At 70.6% G+C, this 20,286-nt stretch carries 18 protein-coding genes; 9 read left to right on the forward strand and 9 right to left on the reverse strand.

The window, feature by feature from the left end; translation table 11 throughout:
• The first annotated feature begins 302 nt into the window (after window positions 1-302).
• Window positions 303-995 (forward strand): ABC transporter ATP-binding protein, encoded by a 693-nt coding sequence (locus tag ABZ208_RS07350; RefSeq protein WP_356908683.1) that lies wholly within the window; start codon window positions 303-305, stop codon window positions 993-995.
• Window positions 992-2,188, forward strand: a complete 1,197-nt coding sequence (locus ABZ208_RS07355; RefSeq protein WP_356908573.1) for an ABC transporter permease — start codon at window positions 992-994, stop codon at window positions 2,186-2,188. Before ABZ208_RS07350 ends, ABZ208_RS07355 begins: the two co-directional genes overlap by 4 nt.
• 115 nt (window positions 2,189-2,303) lie before the next feature.
• On the opposite strand, the gene ABZ208_RS07360 is transcribed toward ABZ208_RS07355, so the two are convergent.
• Window positions 2,304-3,197 (reverse strand): D-alanyl-D-alanine carboxypeptidase, encoded by an 894-nt coding sequence (locus tag ABZ208_RS07360; protein ID WP_356908574.1) that lies wholly within the window; start codon window positions 3,195-3,197, stop codon window positions 2,304-2,306.
• 173 nt (window positions 3,198-3,370) lie between these two features.
• On the opposite strand from ABZ208_RS07360, the gene ABZ208_RS07365 reads away from it, so the two are divergent.
• Window positions 3,371-4,024: a GntR family transcriptional regulator gene (locus ABZ208_RS07365; RefSeq protein WP_356908684.1), complete on the forward strand. Its 654-nt coding sequence runs from the start codon at window positions 3,371-3,373 to the stop codon at window positions 4,022-4,024.
• Entirely contained in the window at window positions 4,021-5,328 is a 1,308-nt protein-coding gene (locus ABZ208_RS07370; protein ID WP_356908575.1) for an MFS transporter, read from the forward strand. Before ABZ208_RS07365 ends, ABZ208_RS07370 begins: the two co-directional genes overlap by 4 nt.
• 43 nt (window positions 5,329-5,371) lie before the next feature.
• On the opposite strand, the gene ABZ208_RS07375 is transcribed toward ABZ208_RS07370, so the two are convergent.
• Window positions 5,372-6,196, reverse strand: a complete 825-nt coding sequence (locus ABZ208_RS07375; protein WP_356908576.1) for a maleylpyruvate isomerase family mycothiol-dependent enzyme — start codon at window positions 6,194-6,196, stop codon at window positions 5,372-5,374.
• Window positions 6,197-6,377: 181 nt separating this feature from the next.
• Here ABZ208_RS07375 and ABZ208_RS07380 point away from each other — a divergent pair, with 181 nt between their 5' ends.
• Window positions 6,378-7,178 (forward strand): carbon-nitrogen family hydrolase, encoded by an 801-nt coding sequence (locus ABZ208_RS07380; RefSeq protein WP_356908577.1) that lies wholly within the window; start codon window positions 6,378-6,380, stop codon window positions 7,176-7,178.
• Between the two features lie 87 nt (window positions 7,179-7,265).
• On the opposite strand, the gene ABZ208_RS07385 is transcribed toward ABZ208_RS07380, so the two are convergent.
• Together ABZ208_RS07385 and ABZ208_RS07390 are read right to left on the reverse strand one after the other, a co-directional pair.
• Window positions 7,266-7,760 (reverse strand): LURP-one-related family protein, encoded by a 495-nt coding sequence (locus ABZ208_RS07385; protein WP_356908578.1) that lies wholly within the window; start codon window positions 7,758-7,760, stop codon window positions 7,266-7,268.
• Window positions 7,761-8,055: 295 nt separating this feature from the next.
• Window positions 8,056-8,772 carry a hypothetical protein gene (locus ABZ208_RS07390; RefSeq protein ID WP_356908579.1) on the reverse strand — a complete coding sequence of 239 codons (717 nt, stop codon included), beginning with the start codon at window positions 8,770-8,772 and terminating at the stop codon, window positions 8,056-8,058.
• 73 nt (window positions 8,773-8,845) lie between these two features.
• On the opposite strand from ABZ208_RS07390, the gene ABZ208_RS07395 reads away from it, so the two are divergent.
• Window positions 8,846-10,654: an NHL domain-containing thioredoxin family protein gene (locus ABZ208_RS07395; protein ID WP_356908580.1), complete on the forward strand. Its 1,809-nt coding sequence runs from the start codon at window positions 8,846-8,848 to the stop codon at window positions 10,652-10,654.
• A gap of 10 nt (window positions 10,655-10,664) precedes the next feature.
• Here the strand turns inward: ABZ208_RS07395 and ABZ208_RS07400 are convergent, their stop codons facing one another.
• The 4 genes from ABZ208_RS07400 to ABZ208_RS07415 form a co-directional block, all read right to left on the reverse strand.
• Window positions 10,665-11,036, reverse strand: a complete 372-nt coding sequence (locus tag ABZ208_RS07400) for a hypothetical protein (RefSeq protein ID WP_356908581.1) — start codon at window positions 11,034-11,036, stop codon at window positions 10,665-10,667.
• A 113-nt stretch (window positions 11,037-11,149) separates the two neighbouring features.
• Window positions 11,150-12,448 (reverse strand): M18 family aminopeptidase, encoded by a 1,299-nt coding sequence (locus ABZ208_RS07405; protein WP_356908582.1) that lies wholly within the window; start codon window positions 12,446-12,448, stop codon window positions 11,150-11,152.
• Window positions 12,449-12,564: 116 nt separating this feature from the next.
• Window positions 12,565-13,344 (reverse strand): hypothetical protein, encoded by a 780-nt coding sequence (locus ABZ208_RS07410; protein WP_356908583.1) that lies wholly within the window; start codon window positions 13,342-13,344, stop codon window positions 12,565-12,567.
• Window positions 13,345-13,429: 85 nt separating this feature from the next.
• Complete coding sequence (locus ABZ208_RS07415; RefSeq protein ID WP_356908685.1) at window positions 13,430-15,256, reverse strand: acyl-CoA dehydrogenase; 1,827 nt, start codon at window positions 15,254-15,256, stop codon at window positions 13,430-13,432.
• 147 nt (window positions 15,257-15,403) lie between these two features.
• On the opposite strand from ABZ208_RS07415, the gene ABZ208_RS07420 reads away from it, so the two are divergent.
• The 3 genes from ABZ208_RS07420 to ABZ208_RS07430 all read left to right on the forward strand — a co-directional run bounded on the left by ABZ208_RS07420 (window position 15,404) and on the right by ABZ208_RS07430 (window position 18,150).
• On the forward strand, window positions 15,404-15,853 hold the full coding sequence (locus ABZ208_RS07420) for an SseB family protein (RefSeq protein ID WP_356908584.1): 450 nt from the start codon (window positions 15,404-15,406) through the stop codon (window positions 15,851-15,853).
• 163 nt (window positions 15,854-16,016) lie between these two features.
• Window positions 16,017-16,973: a pirin family protein gene (locus tag ABZ208_RS07425; protein WP_356908585.1), complete on the forward strand. Its 957-nt coding sequence runs from the start codon at window positions 16,017-16,019 to the stop codon at window positions 16,971-16,973.
• Between the two features lie 88 nt (window positions 16,974-17,061).
• Window positions 17,062-18,150 (forward strand): AI-2E family transporter, encoded by a 1,089-nt coding sequence (locus ABZ208_RS07430; RefSeq protein WP_356908586.1) that lies wholly within the window; start codon window positions 17,062-17,064, stop codon window positions 18,148-18,150.
• On the opposite strand, the gene ABZ208_RS07435 is transcribed toward ABZ208_RS07430, so the two are convergent.
• Complete coding sequence (locus ABZ208_RS07435; RefSeq protein ID WP_356908587.1) at window positions 18,090-20,207, reverse strand: SpoIIE family protein phosphatase; 2,118 nt, start codon at window positions 20,205-20,207, stop codon at window positions 18,090-18,092. The two genes, ABZ208_RS07430 and ABZ208_RS07435, sit on opposite strands and share 61 nt — an antisense overlap.
• Window positions 20,208-20,286: the final 79 nt, after the last annotated feature.

Below are 20,286 nucleotides of genomic sequence, written 5' to 3' on the forward strand. Positions count from 1 at the left end.
GTGCCCCCGGGGGCGGTGCCGGTGCGGCGGGCGTGCGTCCGGCCGCAGCGGTGCCCGGCGATGCGGGGGGTGCCCCCGGGGGCGGTGCCGGTGCGGCGGGCGTGCGTCCGGCCGCAGTGGTGCCCGGCGATGCGGGCGGTGCTCCCGCGGGCGGTGCCGGTGCGGCGGCGGCCGGCCCGGCCGGGACCCCCTCCGCCCCGGCGGAATGTCTTCCCGGGAACGGCGTCACGGACGCTGCACGGGCCGGGGCGCCGGACGGGTCCGTCCCGACGCAGGCCGTCCCCACGGCGGACGCGCCCGTCATCGAGCTCCGCGGCGTCGCCCTCACCTACCCCGGGCCGCCGCCTGTTCACGCACTGAGGACGGCCGACCTGACGATCGGAGCCGGTGAGTATGTGACCGTCGTCGGGCCCTCCGGCTCCGGGAAGTCCACCTTCCTCAACATCGCGGGACTGCTGGACAAGCCCACCGCCGGTACGTACCTCCTGGACGGCATCGACACCGGCGCGCTCAAGGAGGGGCCCCGAACCGCCCTGCGCGGCAGCCGGATCGGGTTCGTGTTCCAGTCGTTCCACCTGCTGCCGCTGCGCTCGGCGCTGGACAACGTCCTGCTCGCGATGGTCTACAACAACACCGTGCCGCGCGCCGAGCGACGGAAGCGGGCCACCACCGTGCTGGAGCGGGTAGGACTCGGCCACCGCGTCGACTCCCTGCCCACCCGGCTGTCCGGCGGCGAGCGCCAGCGCGTCGCCATCGCCCGGGCCCTGGTCTCCCGGCCCTCCCTGCTGCTGTGCGACGAGCCGACCGGAAACCTCGACACCGCCACCGCCGCCTCGATCCTGAAGTTGCTCGACGAGCTGCATGCGGACGGGATGACGATCGTCGTCATCACCCACGATCCGGCCGTCGCCGCCCGGGGAGCCCGCACCGTACGCATCCGCGACGGCGTGCTCAGCGAGGACTTCGGCCGCACCGCCGTGGCGGGAGCCGGGTGAACGTTCGCGATCTGCTCCAGGAAGCCGCCGCCGGCATGCTCCAGCGCCCGGCGCGCTCGGCACTCACCGCGCTCGGCACCGTTCTTGGAGTGGGCACGTTCGTCGCCGTGCTCGGGCTCACGGCGACCACCTCGTCCCAGATCGACGCCCGCTTCAACGCGCTGACCGCGACCGAGGTGGCCGTCGAGGACACCGGCGGCGCACGGCCCGACCTGGTTCCCCTCTCCTTCCCCGACGACGCCGACGCCCGCATCGAAGCGCTGGGGGGCGCCCGGCACGCCGGGGTCTACTGGACGGTCCCCCTCCCCGGGAACGAGACCGTCCGCGCCGCGCCCGTCGGTGACACCGGAGCCGGGGAGAACGTCAAGGTCGTCGCCGCGTCGCCCGGCGTTCTCGCCGCCGCCGGGCCGACGCTCGGCCAGGGCCGTACCTTCGACCGCTTCCACGACGACCGCCGCGAGCAGGTCGCCGTCATCGGCAGCGCCATGGCCGCACGACTGGGTGTCACCAGCCTGGAGACACAGCCTGCGGTGTTCATCGCCGGGCAGCCGTTCACCGTCATCGGCATCGTCTCCGACGTCGACCGCAAGCCCGATCTGCTGCTCTCCGTGATCATCCCGGCCAAGGCCGCCAAGGCCGTCTGGGGTCCGCCGGGCGAGGAGCGCGCCCGCATGATCGTCTCCACCGAGCTCGGCGCCGCCCGGCAGATCGCCCGCGAGGCACCGCTCGCCCTGGACCCCGCCCATGCGGACCGGTTCAAGGCCGTTCCGCCGCCCGACCCGAAGCAGCTGCGCTCCAGCGTCTCCTCCGATCTCGACCAGCTCTTCCTGCTGCTCGCCGGGATCTGTCTCGTCATCGGCGCGGTCGGTATCGCCAACACCACGCTCGTGGCCGTCCTGGAACGCACCGGAGAGATCGGCCTGCGCCGTTCCCTCGGGGCGCGGGGCCGTCACATCACCGCCCAGTTCCTTGCGGAGTCCGGTGCGCTCGGTCTGCTCGGCGGCCTGGTCGGCACCTCGCTCGGCACGATCACGGTGGTCGCCGTGTCCTTCGTACGGGAGTGGACGCCGGTCGTCCATCCGGCAACCGTGGCGGCCGCCCCGGCGATCGGTCTGCTCACGGGCGTGCTGGCCGGGCTCTACCCGGCGTGGCGCGCCTCCCGTATCGAGCCGGTGGAGGCGCTGCGGCGCTGAGCCCAGGGGCCGCCGATCGCCGCGGACAGCGCGAGGGCCCGTCGCGCACTGCGCGACGGGCCCTGTCCGTCCGGGGCCGGGGTGGCACCCGGGACGGGCGGTATCTCCTGGAGGACTACTTCTTGAAGCCGTAGTCCATCAGCTTCTTCGCGTCCGTGGCGCGCTGGGTCGCCGACGAGGAGGCGAGGACGGTGCCGATGACCGTCTTGTTGTTCCGGGTCGCGGCGAAGACGAGGCAGTACTTGGCCTCAGGGCCGGAGCCGGTCTTCACGCCGATGGCGCCGCTGTAGGTGCCGAGCAGCGTGTTCGTGTTGTCCCACCGCTCCATGGTGCGGGTGCTGCCGGTCTTCGTGACGGTCTTGGCCGTGTACGCCTTCGTCTTCACGATGGTGCGGAACGTGGAGTTCTTCATCGCGCTGCTGGCGATCTTCGTCAGGTCGCGCGGCGTCGAGTAGTTCGCGCCGTTCCCTATTCCGTCGAACGAGTCGAAGTGCGTGTTGCGCAGACCGAGATCCGACGCGGCCTTGTTCATCTTGCCGATGAACGACTTCACGCGCGCCGCGCGCGTCGTGCCGGAGCCGAACTTGTCGGCGAGCGCGTACGCGGCGTCGCAGCCGGACGGCAGCATCAGGCCGTACAGCAGCTGGCGGACGGTGACCTTGTCGCCGACCCTCAGCCGGGCAGACGAGGCACCCTTGGAGACGATGTAGTCGCTGTAGGCCATCTGGATCGTGACCTTGGTGTCCAGGTTGAGATTCGGCTGCGCCAGCACGACCTTCGCGGTCATGATCTTGGTGGTCGACCCGGTGGAGCGGCGGGTGTCGGCGGCCTTGGTGAACAGGGTCGTCCCGGTGCCGTTGTTCATCACGTAGCCGCCCTTGGCGACGATCGTGGGGGTCGGCAGCGTGACGGCCTGTGCCTGGCCGGCGAACGCGCCGCCCGCGAGGACCGAGCCCACGGTGAAGGTCACGACGGCAGCGCGACGCATGCCCTTGATGCCTGTTTTCAAGTTGAATGCTCCGATAAGCCGAAAGTCCTGAATTGCCCCTGTTGTGCGGACACATGAGGGTGCCGCTCCTGAAGAGACTCATGAGACGGCCGGAGGGATGTACGCGTTTCGCGATTCGGACGGAACTTCTGTTGCACCTGTGTTGTATCTAAGCTGTGCGCATGCCTGCCGCGATGGAGTCCGCGCCCGTGAAACAGCCCCCAGCCGCCGACCGCGTCTACATGCACATCAAGCAGGCCGTACTCGACCGGCGCTACCAGGGCGGCACTCTCCTCACCGAGGGCGAACTCGCCGACGCAGTGGGCGTGTCCCGTACCCCCGTGCGCGAAGCCCTCCTCAAGCTCGAGGTCGAAGGGCTGATCAAGCTCTACCCCAAGAAGGGCGCCCTCGTCCTCGCCGTCTCCGCCCAGGAGATCGCGGATGTCGTCGAAACCCGCCTGCTGGTCGAGGAGTTTGCCGTACGCAAGGCCGTGCCCGCTCCCGCCGCGCTGCTCACCCGGCTCGAAGAGCTGCTCGAGGAGCAGAAGCGGCACGCCGACGCCGGAGATCTGGCCACCGTCGCCGTGACCGACCGCTGCTTCCATGCCGAGATCGTCCGGTACGCCGGCAACGAGATCCTCTCCAGGCTCTACGACCAACTGCGCGACCGCCAGCTGCGGATGGGCGTCGCGGTCATGCAGTCGCAGCCCGACCGGATCGCCAAGAACATCACCGAGCACGCCGAGATCCTTCAACGGCTCAAGGCGGGCGACGCCGAAGGCGCGGCGGCCTGTGTGCACCGCCATCTGAGCTGGGTCAATGTGCTGGTCCGGGGTGAGGCACGGTGAGCGCGGCAGCCGCGGAGACCGCCCTGCCCGGCGATCCGCCCGGGGGCCGCCGCGCCGCCGCCGTCTGGGGCATCGGCGTCGCCGTCTACTTCGTCGCCGTCATCTTCCGTACGTCCCTGGGCGTCGCGGGCCTCGACGCCGCCGAGCGCTTCGACGTCAACGCCTCCGCCCTGTCCACCTTCTCCATCCTCCAGCTGCTCGTCTACGCGGGAATGCAGATACCCGTCGGCCTGATGGTCGACCGGCTGGGCACCAAGAAGGTCCTCACCATCGGCGTGGTGCTGTTCACCGCCGGCCAGCTGGGCTTCGCGCTCTCCCCCTCGTACGGCACGGCACTTGCCGCGCGTGCCCTGCTCGGCTGCGGCGACGCGATGACGTTCATCAGCGTGCTGCGGCTCGGCTCGCGATGGTTCCCCGCCCGCCGCGGGCCGCTCATCGCCCAGGTCGCCGCGCTCTTCGGCATGGCGGGAAACCTGGTCTCCACCCTCGTCATCGCGCGGATGCTGCACGGCATGGGCTGGACCGCCACCTTCGCGGGCAGCGCGGCGGCCGGTGTGCTCGTCCTCGTCCTGCTCCTGCTGTTCCTCAAGGACCACCCCGAGGGCCATGAGCCCCCGCCCGCGCACCACGCCGCATCCGGGTTCGTACGCAGGCAGATCGCCCGGTCCTGGCGGGAGCCGGGCACCCGGCTCGGCATGTGGGTGCACTTCACCACGCAGTTCCCCGGCATGGTGTTCCTGCTGCTGTGGGGAATGCCGTTCCTCGTCGAGGCGCAGCGGCTCTCGCGGGAGACCGCGGGCCTGCTGCTGACGCTGGTGGTGGCCTCCAACATGGTGGTCGGCCTGGTGTACGGACAGGTCATCGCCCGCCACCACGCCGCCCGCGCCCCGCTCGCGATCGGTACGGTCGCGGCGACGGCGGTGCTGTGGGCGGCCACGCTCGTCCATCCCGGCGACCGGGCGCCGATGTGGCTGCTCATCACGCTCTGCACGGTGCTCGGGGCCTGCGGACCGGCATCCATGATCGGTTTCGACTTCGCCCGTCCGGCCAATCCGCCGGAACGTCAGGGCACGGCCTCCGGAATCGTCAACATGGGTGGTTTTGTCGCCTCGATGACCACGCTGCTCGCTGTGGGCGTGCTGCTGGACGTCACCGGCGGCAGCTACCGGATCGCGTTCTCGTGCGTGTTCGTGCTCCAGGCGCTCGGGATCGCCCAGATCCTGCGGCTGCGGGCACGCTCGGCCCGGCGGGAGAGGGAACGCCTGGTGGCGAGCCGCGTCGAGGCGGTACACGTCCCGGTGTGACCCGACGGCGCCGGGCGGCCCGGCGCCGGACCGTGCGACCGTCCTACGGCGTCACCGTGAACTCGCGCAGGATCGCCGCGGCCACCTCCTGGTCACCGTCCACCTTGATCCGGTCCGCCACCGCGGCGACCCGTACCCGACCGCACGCCAGCCGGACGTAGGTCTCCCAGTCCAGACTCAGGGTCACCAGCGGGCCCAGCGAGGGCGCACCGTCGATCGTGCCTCGTCCGTCGGCGTCCACCCGTACGGTCCGCAGGAACTCCACCGGCCCGTGCACATCGAAGACGACGGCCGACTGCGCGGGCGCGCCCGCGTCCTTGGCCACCACCTTCGGCAGGGCCTCCAGCAGGCAGTCACGGGTGATGTACGCACCGGGGGAGTCGAGGTTGCCCGGCTGTCCGAGCGCGGCACGAAGATCCTGCTCGTGCACCCAGGTGTCGAACGCCCGCATCCGCATGGCGACTTCCAGGGTCTGCTCGGCTCCGAGCGGAGCGCGCACCTTGGCGTCGGGGGCGCGGTTCTCGTTGCGCAGCTGGCGGGCCCGGCGGATCATCGTGTACTCGAGCTCGGAGGTCATCTCGGGCGCGGTGTGGTGCCGGCGCACATCGACCTGCATCTCCATGTACCGGGCGAACTCGCTCTGCACGTGGTAAAGATCGCGGGGCAGCGTGTGGATCGGCCGCGGGTCGCCGAGCATCTCGCACTCCATGCCGATGACGTGCGACACGATGTCGCGCACCGACCAGCCCGGGCACGGCGTGGCACGATTCCACTCACCCTCGACGAGTGGCTGTACCAACTCGGCTATCGACTCGACTGCGTGGGTCCATGCGTCGGCGTAGGTCTGGAGGCTGGGATGGACGGTCACGGGACCCCTCGGCGGTCGTACGCGGGCATTACTGGACGGTGGGTGGGCACCCAGGGCGCTGTGGGGGTCCGGGGGTGGCCCCCGGATGTGCACAGTACGCTGCCAGATGGCACCCCGGCAGTGCTTTCGTGTGACGATCGTAGGCCTGTGTTGACCGCTCGAATGCCAGGACGGTGGTAGTGTGCGCGCCTCACTCATCCAGATCGCAGTAGACGCGGACGAATCGGTCGATTCACGAAGGCAGCGCGCGGCGGCACTGGTACGGGCGCAGCGGGACGTCGAACTGGTGATCCTGCCCGAGCTGTGGCCCGTCGGAGCGTTCGCCTACCAGCAGTTCGCCGAGGAGGCGGAGGAGCCCGGCGGGCCGACGTACGAAGCGATGGCGAAGGCCGCGAGCGACGCCGCCGTCTGGCTGCACGCAGGCTCCATCGTCGAACGGGCCCCGGACGGCACCCTCTACAACACCGCTCTCGTCATCTCCCCCACCGGCGAACTGGCGGGCACCTACCGCAAGATCCACCGCTTCGGCTTCGACAAGGGCGAAGCCGTGATGATGGGCGCCGGCGAGGAACTGGTGACCGTACAGGTGCCCGGCCTCACCCTCGGCCTCGCCACCTGCTACGACCTGCGCTTCCCCGAGCTGTTCCGGGGTCTGGTGGGCGCGGGCGCCACGGCCTTCGTCGTCCCGGCCGGCTGGCCCGCCCGCCGACGCGAGCACTGGACCCTGCTGGCCCGCGCCCGCGCCGTCGAGAATCAGGCATACGTCCTTGCCTGCGGCACCGCGGGCACCCATGCCGGCGTCGAACAGGCAGGCCACAGCGTCGTCGTCGACCCATGGGGCGAGATCCTGGCCGAGGCGGGTCCGGACGAAGAGGTGCTGACGGTGGACCTCGACGTGTCGAGGCCCGCCACCGCCCGGCGGCTGTTCCCGGCCCTGGAGGACCGCCGCCTGGGCCTGCCGGCCCCGGACATCCTGCGCTGAGTCCGTCACCCGGAGGTATCCGTCCCGGCGCAGCGTCCGCACTGTCCCTGGACACCACCGCGCCCCGGCGCGGCAGGTACCGCCTGCTCACTCCTCCGCCCGCTCCTTCTCCGCCATCCGGATCACGCACACCGCGACCGCGATCAGCAGCGCCGCGTCCGCGTCCTCCCGTACGACATCCACGCCGTACGTCTCCCGCACCCGCAGCCACCGGCGCGAGATGTGCGCGAGCAGTTCCCCGTCGTACTCGACGGCGAACTCCCGGTCCAGGATCTTCCCGCTGACATCGAGCTCGGTGCCCTCGGCGAGGGTCACCCGGTAGTGGTTGCGCAGCAGTGACAGCCGCTTGCGGCGGACGGTGGCGAGCGGCGAGCCGTCCCGCTCGATCGTCATCGCGCCGCGCAGGCCGAGCAGCTTCTGGCGCAGGGTGATCAGCACGTACCCGGACGGATCCTTGAGCTCCAGGGTGTCGCGCAGACGCAGCGCCTTGCCGTCGACGAGGAAGGCGTGACGGCCGTGCTCGTCCTCGATCCAGTAGTCGTCGCCGAGGGCGAGGAGCTTGTCGCGCACCAGATATCTCATGGCGGAATGTGTGCCCCCGCCGGGGCGGTCGGATGGGGGTACGGCTGCACGTGCACGCGTTCGGCCCCCGAGCCGATCGGCAGGGGCGGCCGACTGCACACCGGTGACAGGCAGTACACCCTCGCTGACCTGCGAGGACGCATCGTGGGGCCGAACGCTGCGGACCGACCGTCCGCAAGGTCCACATGGACAGACGGCGCTCCGGCTACGGGCAACGCATCCGGACCGTCGGGCGAAGCCGGCGGGTAGCGACACCGCCACCTGAACACCACGGCGAACGCCCCCGTAGCGGGGTTCAGTCGCCGACCTGGTGTTCCACGCGGTGACGGATGTACTCGTCCGGATGGGACCGGGCTGTCGCTACCGCCGTGTCCACCAGGGCGTGCAGCTCCGGCGGGTAGGCCGACTTACGGAGCGACAGTCCGGGAAGAATGCAGCGCCGGACGTCCAGGTGCTCGTTGTTCACGAACTCGCGCAGAGCGGCCTCGCGCCACTCGATCACCACGGCCGAGCCGTCATCAGGCTCCGCCGGGTCGGCGACACCGGGGTTCTCCGCCCGCACGAGGGGCATCCGCAGGGGCAGAGCCGACCAGTACCAGGCCCGCGCGGCGCCCGCCCGCTCACGGTCCGTGCCCGTCCGCAGGTACCCGAGCAGCGCGGATTGCACGCGCTTGTGCCCGAACGCGTTCAGAGTCGGCTCGACGAACTGACGGTTGAAGCTCGGATCGGGATCGTGGACGGCGGCCTTGACCAGCGCGTCGAAGGACTCCTCGGAGAGATTCAGTCCTCGGCGGCAGGCGTCGCGCAGTGCCGCCCGGGCGAGGTGCTCCCAGGTTCGCCGATCGCCGGGCTCCGGCTCCGGAGCGACATCGAGCCCGAGGACCCGGACGACGTCCGCCAGGCACCTGGAGAACGCCTCCCGGCGGTCCTCCGGACGCTCAGGCAGCGCCATGAACCCCTGTACCGGCAGCGTCGTCCCACCGGCAGCCGTCTCGTTCCCGTCCCCAGCCAACAGTCGTCCCCCTGTCGTAGGCCTTGCCGTACGTGCGTGATCCGGCGTCATACCAGGATGGCAAGCTTGAAGCATGAACGATGCCGCCTCGGCGCCCACCCCCGCGCCCGTGCCCCGCCGTGCCCGTGTCCGTGCCCCCGAGCTGATCGGCAAGGGCGGTTGGCTCAACACCGGTGGCAAAGAGCTCACTCTCGCCGACCTGCGAGGCAAGTGCGTTGTTGTCGATTTCTGGACATTCTGCTGTGTGAATTGTCTGCATGTCCTGGACGAGCTCCGTGAGCTCGAGGAGAAGCATCGCGACACCGTCGTGATCATCGGGGTCCACTCGCCCAAGTTCGTGCACGAGGCCGACCACCAGGCCGTCGTCGACGCGGTCGAGCGCTACCAGGTGCACCACCCCGTGCTCGACGACCCCGAGCTCGCCACCTGGAAGCAGTACGCCGTGCGGGCGTGGCCCACGCTCGTCGTGATCGACCCCGAGGGGTACGTCGTCGCGCAGCACGCGGGCGAAGGGCATGCACACGCCATCGAGAAGCTCGTGGAGGAGCTCGAGGCCGAGCACGCCGCCAAGGGGACGCTGCGGCGCGGGGACGGACCGTATGTGGCGCCCGAGCCTGTCGCCACCGATCTTCGGTTCCCCGGGAAGGCGCTCGTGCTGCCCTCCGGGAACTACCTTGTCTCCGACTCGACCCGGCATCAGCTCGTGGAGCTCGCGGCCGACGGGGAGAGTGTGGTGCGGCGGATCGGGGACGGGGAGTTCAACGAGCCCCAGGGCCTCGCGCTGCTGCCCGACGGGCGCATCGCCGTCGCCGACACCGTCAACCACGCGATCCGGGCGTACGACCCGGAATCCGGCGCGATCGAGCTGCTGGCCGGGACCGGGAAGCAGTGGTGGCAGGGATCGCCGACGTCCGGGCCCGCGCTGGAGGTGGCGCTGTCGTCGCCGTGGGACGTGGCCTGGTGGGGCGGCAAGCTGTGGATCGCGATGGCGGGGGTGCATCAGCTGTGGACGTACGACCCGCAGGACGGGACCGTGCAGGTCGCGGCCGGGACGACGAACGAGGGACTGGTCGACGGGCCCGCCGCCGAGGCGTGGTTCGCGCAGCCTTCCGGGCTCGCGGCCGACGGGGAGCGGCTGTGGATCGCCGACTCGGAGACCTCGGCGGTGCGCTGGATCGACCGTGACCTCGTGGTGCACACGGCCGTCGGGACCGGGCTGTTCGACTTCGGGCACCGGGACGGTGAGGCCCACCAGGCCCTGCTCCAGCATCCGTTGGGAGTCACCGCGCTGCCCGACGGATCGGTCGCCGTCAGCGACACGTACAACCACGCGCTGCGCCGCTTCGACCCGTCGACGGGTGAAGTGACCACGCTCGCCACCGACCTGCGGGAGCCCAGCGGGGCCGTCCTGGTCGGGGACGACATCGTGGTCGTGGAGTCGGCGCGGCACCGGCTGACCCGGCTGCGGCTGCCCGAGGAGGCGGTGCGCGTCGAGGCAGTCGCCCACCGCACCCAGCGGGCGGCGACGGATGTCGCCCCGGGCACGTTCCGGCTCGATGTGGTCTTCCAGGCGCCCGCGGGGCAGAAGCTGGACACCCGCTACGGCCCCTCCACCCGGCTGCTGGTCTCCTCGACGCCGCCCGAGCTGTTGCGCGGCGGCGACGGCGCGGGCACCGATCTGAGCCGTGAACTGGAGATCGACCCGGCCGTCGGCGAGGGCGTGCTGCATGTCTCGGCGATGGCGGCGTCCTGCGACGACGACCCCGAGAACGAGTACCCGGCCTGTCATGTGCACCAGCAGGACTGGGGTGTTCCGGTCCGGGTGACCGCCAAGGGCGCCTCCCGCCTGCCGCTCGTTCTCGCCGGGATGGACGAGGGCTAGCGGCCCGAGGTCAGTGGAAAAGGCCCTGGCGTGCCGGCGGCCGGGCCGCGGCGCCGTCCAGGCAGCCGGTCACCCACAGTCCGGGGTCGTACGTGGCCTTCACACCGCCCAGGCCCTCCGACACCATCCGCGCGCACCCGCCGGCCAGCAGGTCCTGGACCTGCCGGCCGGTCGGGTCGGTCTTCCGGATGCGGGTGCCCTGGACGAAGCCGGACTCGTAGGCGATGTCCTCGGCCCACGGCGGGCGCTCGTTGTACTGCTGGACGAGGTACCACGTGCCGCTGAGCAGCAGCGTTCCCGCCGTGAGGAGAACCAGGGCAAGGGTGCGGCGTGACGGGCCGCGGTGGAGCGTGGTGACCGTGGGGTGATCGAGCAGAGCCATGGGCCCCACCGTGCCCGGTGGGGCCTTTCGCGGATGTTTCGCAACGCCCGCCGCACACAAGGGGGTCCGGTCCCGGCGCCACGGGGCGGCAGGGGCGTGCGGGACAGCGGATCTCAGGCCGTCAGGAACGCCGCCAGCGCGTTGGCCAGCAGGAACGGGTCGTCCGCGCCGCACAGTTCGCGTGCGCTGTGCATCGACAGGATCGCCACACCGATGTCGACGGTCTGGATGCCGTGCCGGGCCGCGGTGATGGGGCCGATGGTCGTTCCGCAGGGCATGGCGTTGTTGGAGACGAACGTCTGCCACGGCACCCCGGCACGCTCGCACGCCGCGGCGAACACGGCGCGGCCGCTGCCGTCGGTGGCGTAGCGCTGGTTGACGTTGACCTTGAGGATGGGCCCGCCGTTGGCGCGCGGGTGGTGCGTGGGGTCGTGCCGCTCGCCGTAGTTGGGGTGCACGGCGTGGCCGGTGTCGGAGGACAGACAGATCGTGCCGGCGAGGGCGCGCGCCCGGTCCTCGAGGCTGCCGCCACGGGCGAACACGGAGCGTTCCAGAACCGATCCGAGCAGCGGGCCCTCCGCTCCGGTGTCGGACTGGGAGCCGTTCTCCTCGTGGTCGAAGGCGGCGAGCACGGGGATGTACGGGAGGTCGGCCGAGGCGGCGGCGGCCGTCAGCGCCGCGGTCGCGGCGTGCACGGACACCAGGTTGTCCATCCGGGGTCCGGCCAGCAGCTCGCGGTCGCGGCCGAGGTAGGCCGGCGGCTCGATGGCGTGCGGCATCAGGTCCCAGCCGGTGATCTCGCCCTCGGCGAGCGAGCATTCCTGCTCCAGGAACCGGATGAGGTCGCCCTCCTCGACGTCGCCGAGGCCCCAGATCGGCTGCATGTGCTTCTGCCGGTCCAGCTTCAGCCCGTCGGTGTTGACCGAGCGGTCGAGGTGTACGGCGAGCTGCGGTACGCGCAGCAGCGGGCGGTCGATGTCGATCAGCAGATGGCTGCCGTCCCGCAGGGTGAGCCGTCCGGCGAGGCCCAGGTCACGGTCGAGCCATGTGTTGAGCAGGGTGCCGCCGTAGATCTCGACGGCGATCTGCCGCCAGCCGTACGACCCGGTGTCCGGCAGCGGCTTCACGCGCAGGTTGGGGGAGTCGGTGTGCGCACCGGCGATCCGGAAAGGAGTGTGCGGGGCCGCGCCCTCCGGTACGAACCACGCGATGATCGCCCCGCCGCGTGTGACGTACTTCCCGCCGGTCGTCCCGTCCCATGCGTCGGTCTCCAGGACCTGCCGGAACCCTGCCTTCTCCAGCCGCTCGGCGGCGGCGGCCACCGCGTGGTACGGCGTGGGGGCCGCCATCAGGAAGGACATGAGGTCGTCGGTGTGGCCGCGGTCGAAGCGGGTCGGTGCGCTGCTGCTCATGAGTTCACCTTAACGAGGGGGGTGCGTAGCCTGATTGTCGTTCCGGGGCGGGTGTGGTCGGCGGCGCGTCGGCCCTCCCCCGGGGCCTGCCACGGGATGCCACCGGCCGCTCGGGGTCAGCCGGCGAAGTGCGCCGAGGGCGCCCGGCCTCGCTCCGCCTGCTGCGCGCGCTCGGCGAGCAGCGTGGCGAGCGCCTTGAGGCGGTCGTCGGTGACGGTCGTGGGGGTGCCTGCGGCGGTGCTGCTCATCGCGGAGCCGGTCTTTGCGGTGTCGTTGTTTGCAGTGGTGCTCTTCGCAGTGTCGCCGGCCGTGGTGCTGAGCCACAGGAGGGTGGCGCCGACCCTGATCTGCGCGACGGTCACGGGACCGCTGCGGCCGTCGGGGGAACCGCGCCGGGCCGTGCGTTCCTGGCCCACGGCGCCGATGCTCACCTTGTCCGGCTGGACCCCGACGCCCCGGCCGAACCAGTCCCAGAGGATGTCGTAACCGTTCTCGGCGGATCTCTCGTCGTCGTACGCGATCAGCCAGAAGTCGAGTTCGGTCCCGGTGGCGGGGTCGGTGAAGGCAGCCGTACCGCGGAACCGGGCGCCGTCGCAGCCTTTTTTGTGCGTCTTGGGGCAGATGTCCTGGCCGGCGTCGTCGTCCATGGGGACGATTGCCGGTTCGATACGGGGCTTGAGGCCGGGCATGGCGGCGGCATCGGGGAGCACCGAGCGGGCCTGCTTCCCGGTGAGGGGCTCGGCGGATCCGGCGGCCGCTCCCGCAGTGGCCGGGCCGTCGCCCTCACTGTCACCGTCCGGGCCGCCGCAGCCGGTGAGCAGCACCGCTGCCGCGAGCGTGGTGGTGACGGCGGTCCTGGCCACTGCCGACCGCCCCGTTGCGGTTCGCTGAGTCATGTCGTAGCCCCCTTCGGCCCGGCCGATCATAGAGGCGGCCCGCCCTCCGGAGGAGAGCGGGCCGCTTCACGGACGGGAAGGGTGGCTAGAAAGCAGCCTCGTCCAGGTCCATCAGGGAGGCGTCGACGGTCTCGGCGAGCGCGCGCTCGACGGAGACGCCCGGCAGGACGTTGGCGGCGAAGAACTTCGCGGCCGCGATCTTGCCCTGGTAGAACGACACGTCCTTGGCGGAGGCGGTCTCCAGCTTCTCCGCCGCCACGGCCGCGCCGCGCAGCAGCAGGTAGGCGACGACCACGTCACCGGAGGCCATCAGCAGCCGGGTGGTGTTGAGACCGACCTTGTAGATGTTCTTGACGTCGTCGCCGGTGGCGATGAGGTCGTTCGTCATCGTGCCGACGATCGCCTCCAGGTCGACCGCCGCCTTGGCGAGCGCGTCGCGGGCGCCGGCCAGCTCCTCGCCGCCGGTGCCGACCGCCAGGAACTTCTTGATCTCCTCGGAGAGGGTGTTCAGCGCCTGGCCCTGGTCACGGACGATCTTCCGGAAGAAGTAGTCCTGGCCCTGGATGGCGGTGGTGCCCTCGTAGAGGGTGTCGATCTTGGCGTCCCGGATGTACTGCTCGACCGGGTACTCCTGCAGGTAGCCGGAGCCGCCGAAGGTCTGCAGCGACTGGGCCAGCTGCTCGTACGACTTCTCGGAGCCGTAGCCCTTCACGATCGGCAGCAGCAGGTCGTTCAGCGCGACGAGGGACTTGGCGTCCTCGCCGGCGGCCTCCTTGACGGCGATCTCGTCCTGGACGGACGCGGTGTAGAGCACCAGGGCGCGCATGCCCTCGGCGTACGCCTTCTGCGTCATCAGGGAGCGGCGGACGTCCGGGTGGTGCGTGATGGTGACCTTGGGCGCGGACTTGTCCGCGAAGTTCACCAGGTCCTGGCCCTGGACACGCTCCTTGGCGTACTCCAGCGCGTTCAGGTAGCCGGTGGACAGGGTGGCGATGGCCTTCGTGCCGACCATCATCCGGGCGAATTCGATGATCATGAACATCTGGCGGATGCCGTCGTGCTTGTCGCCGATCAGCCAGCCCTTGGCGGGGTGCTGGTCGCCGAACGTCATCTCGCAGGTGTTGGAGGCCTTGAGGCCCATCTTGTGCTCGACGTTCGTGGCGTACACGCCGTTGCGCTCGCCCAGCTCGCCGGTCTCCCAGTCGAAGTGGAACTTCGGGACGAGGAAGAGCGACAGGCCCTTGGTGCCGGGGCCGGCACCCTCGGGGCGGGCCAGCACGTAGTGAAGGATGTTCTCCTCCATGTCGTGCTCACCGGAGGTGATGAAGCGCTTCACGCCCTCGATGTGCCAGGAGCCGTCCTCCTGCTGGACGGCCTTGGTGCGGCCGGCGCCGACGTCCGAGCCGGCGTCCGGCTCGGTGAGGACCATGGTGGAGCCCCAGCGCTTGTCGACCGCGATCTGGGCGACCTTCTTCTGGGCCTCGTTGCCCTCGGTGAAGAGGATGCCGGCGAACGCCGGGCCGGAGGAGTACATCCAGATGGCCGGGTTCGAGCCGAGCAGCAGCTCCGCGTAGGACCACACGAGAGAGCGCGGCGAGGTGGTGCCGCCGATCTCCTCCGGCAGGCCCAGACGCCAGTACTCGGAGTCCATGAAGGCCTTGTAGCTCTTCTTGAAGCTCTCCGGGACGGGCGCCGTGTTGGTGGCGGGGTCGAACACCGGAGGGTTGCGGTCGGCGTCCGCGAAGGACTCGGCCAGCTCGTTCTCGGCGAGGCGGGCTATCTCCTCGAGGATCGACTTGGCGGTCTCGACGTCCATCTCCCCGAACGGGCCGGTGCCGTACAGCTTGTCGCGCCCGAGGACCTCGAAGAGGTTGAACTCGATGTCGCGGAGATTCGACTTGTAGTGCCCCATGGCGACGGCTCCGTAAGGATCGGAAACGGATTTCTCATCCACGTACCAGTAAGTAGCTCTGATGATGCTACCCGTCGGTAATAAGACGCAACCCCTGTAGGGGGATCTGTGACACGGCTCGCTGCCGGGCTCGTTACCCTTGCGGACATGTACGGCTACGACCAGACCCCGGGCGCGCAGCAGCAGTACGTGCCCCAGCAGCCCTCCTACGGGGGGCAGCCGCTGTATCCCGAGCCGTCGCCGCCGTCCCTGGCCGACGCGGTGCGGGCCTTCACGACCGGATCGCTGTCCGCGGAGGACTTCCAGCAGATCTTCGCCACCTCGAAGGTCTACTGCCCGCGTGGCGACAATCCTGGATTCCTGGCGCTGCACAACACACAACAGCCGGTCATCCCGATGTTCACGACGCTCAAGGAGCTGCGCCGGTACGCCGGCAAGGAGTCCAAGTACTTCGTGATCACCGGCGCCGAGGTGATCGACCTTCTGCCGACAGGGTATGGCTTCGTCCTCGACATGGAGGGTGAGCACCGGATGGTGTTCGACGCGAAGGCCGTGGAGCAGATGGTCGACTTCGCGATGCGGCGGATGTACGGCTAGAGGCCGTTGCTTCACCGACGGTCGAGCATCACTGCCCGCAGGCGGCCTGACCGTCGCCGCCTGTGGGGTGTGCGCCCGGGGGGAATACCTCTCGGGCGTTTCTGCGTTCCGGTGGCCAGAAGTTCAGTTTTCAACTAAACTGGCCGGACAAGGAGGCCCCGTCATGCCTGCAGTGACTGTCGAGAACCCGCTCACCCTGCCGCGCGTCGCCGCGCCCGCCGATGCGGTCCAGCGGCCCGTGCTTGCCGTCACCACGGCGCCCAGTGGATTCGAGGGGGAGGGATTCCCCGTGCGGCGCGCGTTCGCGGGGATCAACTACCAGTACCTCGACCCGTTCATCATGATGGACCAGATGGGCGAGGTGGACTACGCGCCGGGTGAGCCGAAGGGGACGCCCTGGCACCCGCACCGCGGCTTCGAGACCGTCACGTACCTGATCGACGGAACGTTCGTTCATCAGGACAGCAACGGCGGCGGCGGAACCATCCAGAACGGCGACACCCAGTGGATGACCGCAGGCAGCGGTCTGCTGCACATCGAGGCGCCACCGGAGGAGCTCGTCGTCTCGGGCGGGCTCTTCCACGGACTCCAGCTGTGGGTGAACCTGCCCGCGAGCGACAAGATGATGGACCCCCGTTACCAGGACATCCGCGGCGGCCAGGTCCAGCTGCTGACCTCGCCGGACGGCGGTGCGCTGCTGCGCGTCATCGCCGGTGAGCTCGAGGGGCACCAGGGCCCCGGCGTCACCCACACCCCGATCACGATGATCCACGCGACGCTCCGTCCGGGGGCGCAGATCTCCCTGCCCTGGCGTGAGGACTTCAACGGTCTGGCGTACGTGCTCGCCGGCCGCGGCGCGGTCGGCGACGAGCGGCGGCCCGTCCACATGGGCCAGACCGCGGTGTTCGGCGGCGGCGGCGCGCTGACGGTGTGGGCGGACAGCGCCCAGAACGGTTCGCACACCGGTGATCTGGAGGTCGTCCTGCTGGGTGGACTGCCGATCCGGGAGCCGATGGCCCACTACGGCCCGTTCGTGATGAACAGCCACGCCGAGCTGAAGCAGGCCTTCGAGGACTTCCAGGCGGGGCGGCTCGGGACCGTCCCGGTCACCCGGGCCTGAGGGCACACCGCCCCCCGCTTCTGACGGACCGTCACCCGAGTGCGGCTCTGGGCGGGACACGGCGGGTACGGCGTGGTCACGTAGGGGCGTGGAGTCCTCCAAGCCCCTCCTGCCCGAGCCCGCGCGGCGCGTGGGCGCATGGTGCGCCCTCGCGCTGCTCGTCGCCGGGGTGATCACGGTCGGGGTCTGGCTGGTCGTCAGGTTCGAGTCGGTCGTGACACCCGTGCTGCTCGCGATTCTCGGGACCGCGCTCCTCGGGCCGTTGTACCGGCGGCTGGTGAGGATGAAGGTCAATCGCTCCCTGGCCGCGGGGCTGACCTGTGTCGCCGTACTCGCGGTCGTCGGCGGGGCGACGTACATCGTCGTCGCCGCGCTGATCGAGAGCGGCGACGAGATCGTCACCGCGCTGCGGCAGGCTGCCCAGGGGATCGGTGAACACTTCGGCGCCGCCGGAAGCTCGCTGGACGATCTCGCCGCCAACTCGAAGAACCTGCTGGAGAAGTTCGGCGCCACCGCCGCCAGCGGCGTGCTCACCGGGCTGAGCGTGGTGGGGCAGATGATCGCCTCCGCCGTCCTGGCGCTGCTGTTGATCTTCTTCTTCCTGCGGGACTCGCACCGGGCCTCCGGCGCGCTGCGCTCGCTCGCCCCGCGCAGCACCGGGGACGCCCTGGAGGCCATGGGGCGCCGGGCCTTCGAGGCGGTCGAGGGCTTCATGCGCGGGACGACGTTCATCGCGCTCATCGACGCCGTGTGCATCACCGTCGGGCTGCTGATCCTTCGGGTGCCCGGTGCGGTGGGGCTCGGTGCTCTGGTCTTCGTCGGCGCCTACATCCCGTATCTCGGTGCGTTCCTGTCCGGCGCGGTCGCGATCCTGGTCGCCCTCGCCGAGCGCGGCTGGGTGATCGCGCTGTGGGCGCTGGGGGTGGTGCTGGCCGTGCAGGTGCTGGAGGGACACGTACTGCAGCCGATGATCCAGAGCCGTACGGTCCAGATGCACCCCGCCGTGGTGATGCTGGCGATCACCGCGGGAGCATCGGTGGCCGGGATTCTCGGGATGCTGCTGGCGGTGCCGGTCACGGCGGCCGCGTTCGGTGTGCTGGGTGAGCTGCGGGCCCGCTACGGCTCCGGGGACGCGGGCCCGTCCGGCCCCGTCCCCTCCGGCGTGAAGGGCTCGTAGAGCTCGAACCAGATCGACTTGCCCTCACCCCGCGGATCCACGCCCCACGCGTCCGCGAGCATCTCCATCAGCAGCAGCCCGCGCCCCGACGACGCCATCTCGCCGGGCCGGCGCCGGTGCGGCAGATCGTCGCTCGCGTCGGCGACCTCCACGCGCAGCCGCCGCGTGTGATCCGATGAGGTCACCTCTGCGACCAGCAGGGCATTGCCGTCGGTGTGGACGAGCACATTGGTGAGCATCTCGGAGACCATCAGCACCGCGGCGTCGATCTGCTCCTCGTCCGACCAGTCGTGCAGCAGCTCCCGCAACTGCCGGCGGGCGCCGGAGATCCGTTCCGGCTGGGCCTGGGCGACGCTCATCGCGGTGCGCCGCGGGGCCCTCGGCGACGGTGTGCCATGGCGGGTGAGCAGCAGCAGCGCGATGTCGTCCTCGCGCCGGTCCACCAGCGGCCCGGTCGTGTGGTGCGAGGTCGGCCCGTGCACGGCCTGGACGAGAGTGTCGGCGAGCTCCTCCAGGGGATGCCCGGCGTTCTCGTGGAGGACACCGCGGACCCTTGCCCAGCCGGTGTCGAGGTCGTGCCCGCCGGTCTCGAGAAGGCCGTCCGTGCAGACCATCAGCGTCTCGCCGGGCTCGAGCACCAGCCGGGTCGTCGGATAGTCGGTGTCCCGGTCGATGCCGAGCGGCAGTCCACCCTCGGTGGGGCGTATCAGGACGGTGCCGTCGGCGGTGATGACGGCCGGTTCGGGGTGTCCGGCGCGGGCCGTCTCGACGAGGCCGGTGACCGGGTCGACCTCCAGGTACAGACAGGTCGCGAAACGGGAGCCGGTTCGGTCGTCGTCGGATGCGTGGGCGTCCGTGATGCCGTGCAGGAAGCGGGAGGCGCGGGAGAGAACGGCGTCGGGCCGGTGGCCTTCGGACGCGTAGGCGCGCAGCGCGACGCGCAACTGGCCCATGAGCCCGGCGGCGCGTACGTCGTGGCCCTGGACATCGCCGATGACCAGGGCGAAGTGCCCGGACGGCAGCGGGATCACGTCGTACCAGTCGCCACCGACCTGGAGCCCGCCGCCGGTCGGTACATACCGTGCCGCCAGCGCCATGCCGGCGATCTCCGGGCCGGTCGTCGGCATCATGGCGCGCTGCAGGCCGAGCGAGAGCTCCCGTTCGGACTCGGCGACACCCGCGCGGGCCAGGGCCTGGGCGAGCATCCTGGCGACGGTGGTGAGTACGGAGCGCTCGTCGGCGGAGAAGGCGACGGGGTGCCGGAAGGCCGCCATCCAGGCGCCGATGGTGCGCCCGGCGACGATCAGCGGCAGAAAGGCCCAGGACTGGCGGCCGAAGCGCTGGGCGAGCGGCCAGGCGACGGGGTAGCGGCGGCGGTACTCGTCCGGCGTGGGCAGATAGATCGCCTGGCCGGTACGGACCACGTCGGCGGCCGGGTACTCGGTGTCCAGCGTCATCTGGGAGAAGGGGGAATCGTCTCCCACGTTGTGCCCGTGGTGGCCGATGATCGTCAGCCGTTCACCCGCCACGCCGAAGACGGCGAGGCCGTCCGGGGAGAACCCGGGCATGGACAGGGACGCGGCCACGCGCAGCACCTCGGAGGTGGAGCGGGCCTCGGCGAGCGCCCGCCCGGCGTCCAGCAGGAATGCCTCGCGGGAACGCCGCCAGTCGCCGGTGACGGGTGCCTGGGCCGCGCTCGCGCTCGGTTGCGGTTCCCTGATCTCCTGGAAGGTGCCGATCAGCGAGAGGGTCTCACCGTCGAGGACGGGTTTGCAGCGGCTGCGGACGGTGCGCAGCACGCGGCCGCCCTCGTCCACGACCCGAAGCCGGGCCTCCGCGAGGGTGCCTTCGGCGAGTGCGAGCGTGATGACGCCGTTGATCTCGCTCCAGTCGACGGGGTGGAAGCGCGAGCGCACGGCGGACGTCGGGTAAGTGGCGGGCTCGTCGGGCAGCTCGAGCAGCCGGGCGGCCTCGGCGTCGAGGGTGACCGTTCCGGACTCGTTGTCCCAGCGCCACATGCCGGTCGCGATCGCGGCCAGAACGTCCTCGGTGCGCATTGCCTCACTTTATTCCGATCTTCTTTGTTTTGACCTGCCGGAATGGTGTCGTGTATATGGCAAAGAAGCGGACGGGAGC

The sequence above is a fragment of the Streptomyces sp. NPDC006208 genome, from assembly GCF_040613775.1.
In the GTDB taxonomy this organism is placed as follows: Bacteria; Actinomycetota; Actinomycetes; order Streptomycetales; family Streptomycetaceae; genus Streptomyces.

Coding starts and splice junctions, on each gene's coding strand:
- ABZ208_RS07365 (WP_356908684.1), top strand. CDS start 3,371: ATGGAGTCCGCGCCCGTGAAACAGCCCCCAGCCGCCGACCGCGTCTAC.
- ABZ208_RS07385 (WP_356908578.1), bottom strand. CDS start 7,760: ATGAGATATCTGGTGCGCGACAAGCTCCTCGCCCTCGGCGACGACTAC.
- ABZ208_RS07395 (WP_356908580.1), top strand. CDS start 8,846: ATGAACGATGCCGCCTCGGCGCCCACCCCCGCGCCCGTGCCCCGCCGT.
- ABZ208_RS07400 (WP_356908581.1), bottom strand. CDS start 11,036: ATGGCTCTGCTCGATCACCCCACGGTCACCACGCTCCACCGCGGCCCG.
- ABZ208_RS07405 (WP_356908582.1), bottom strand. CDS start 12,448: ATGAGCAGCAGCGCACCGACCCGCTTCGACCGCGGCCACACCGACGAC.
- ABZ208_RS07410 (WP_356908583.1), bottom strand. CDS start 13,344: ATGACTCAGCGAACCGCAACGGGGCGGTCGGCAGTGGCCAGGACCGCC.
- ABZ208_RS07415 (WP_356908685.1), bottom strand. CDS start 15,256: ATGGGGCACTACAAGTCGAATCTCCGCGACATCGAGTTCAACCTCTTC.
- ABZ208_RS07420 (WP_356908584.1), top strand. CDS start 15,404: ATGTACGGCTACGACCAGACCCCGGGCGCGCAGCAGCAGTACGTGCCC.
- ABZ208_RS07425 (WP_356908585.1), top strand. CDS start 16,017: ATGCCTGCAGTGACTGTCGAGAACCCGCTCACCCTGCCGCGCGTCGCC.
- ABZ208_RS07435 (WP_356908587.1), bottom strand. CDS start 20,207: ATGCGCACCGAGGACGTTCTGGCCGCGATCGCGACCGGCATGTGGCGC.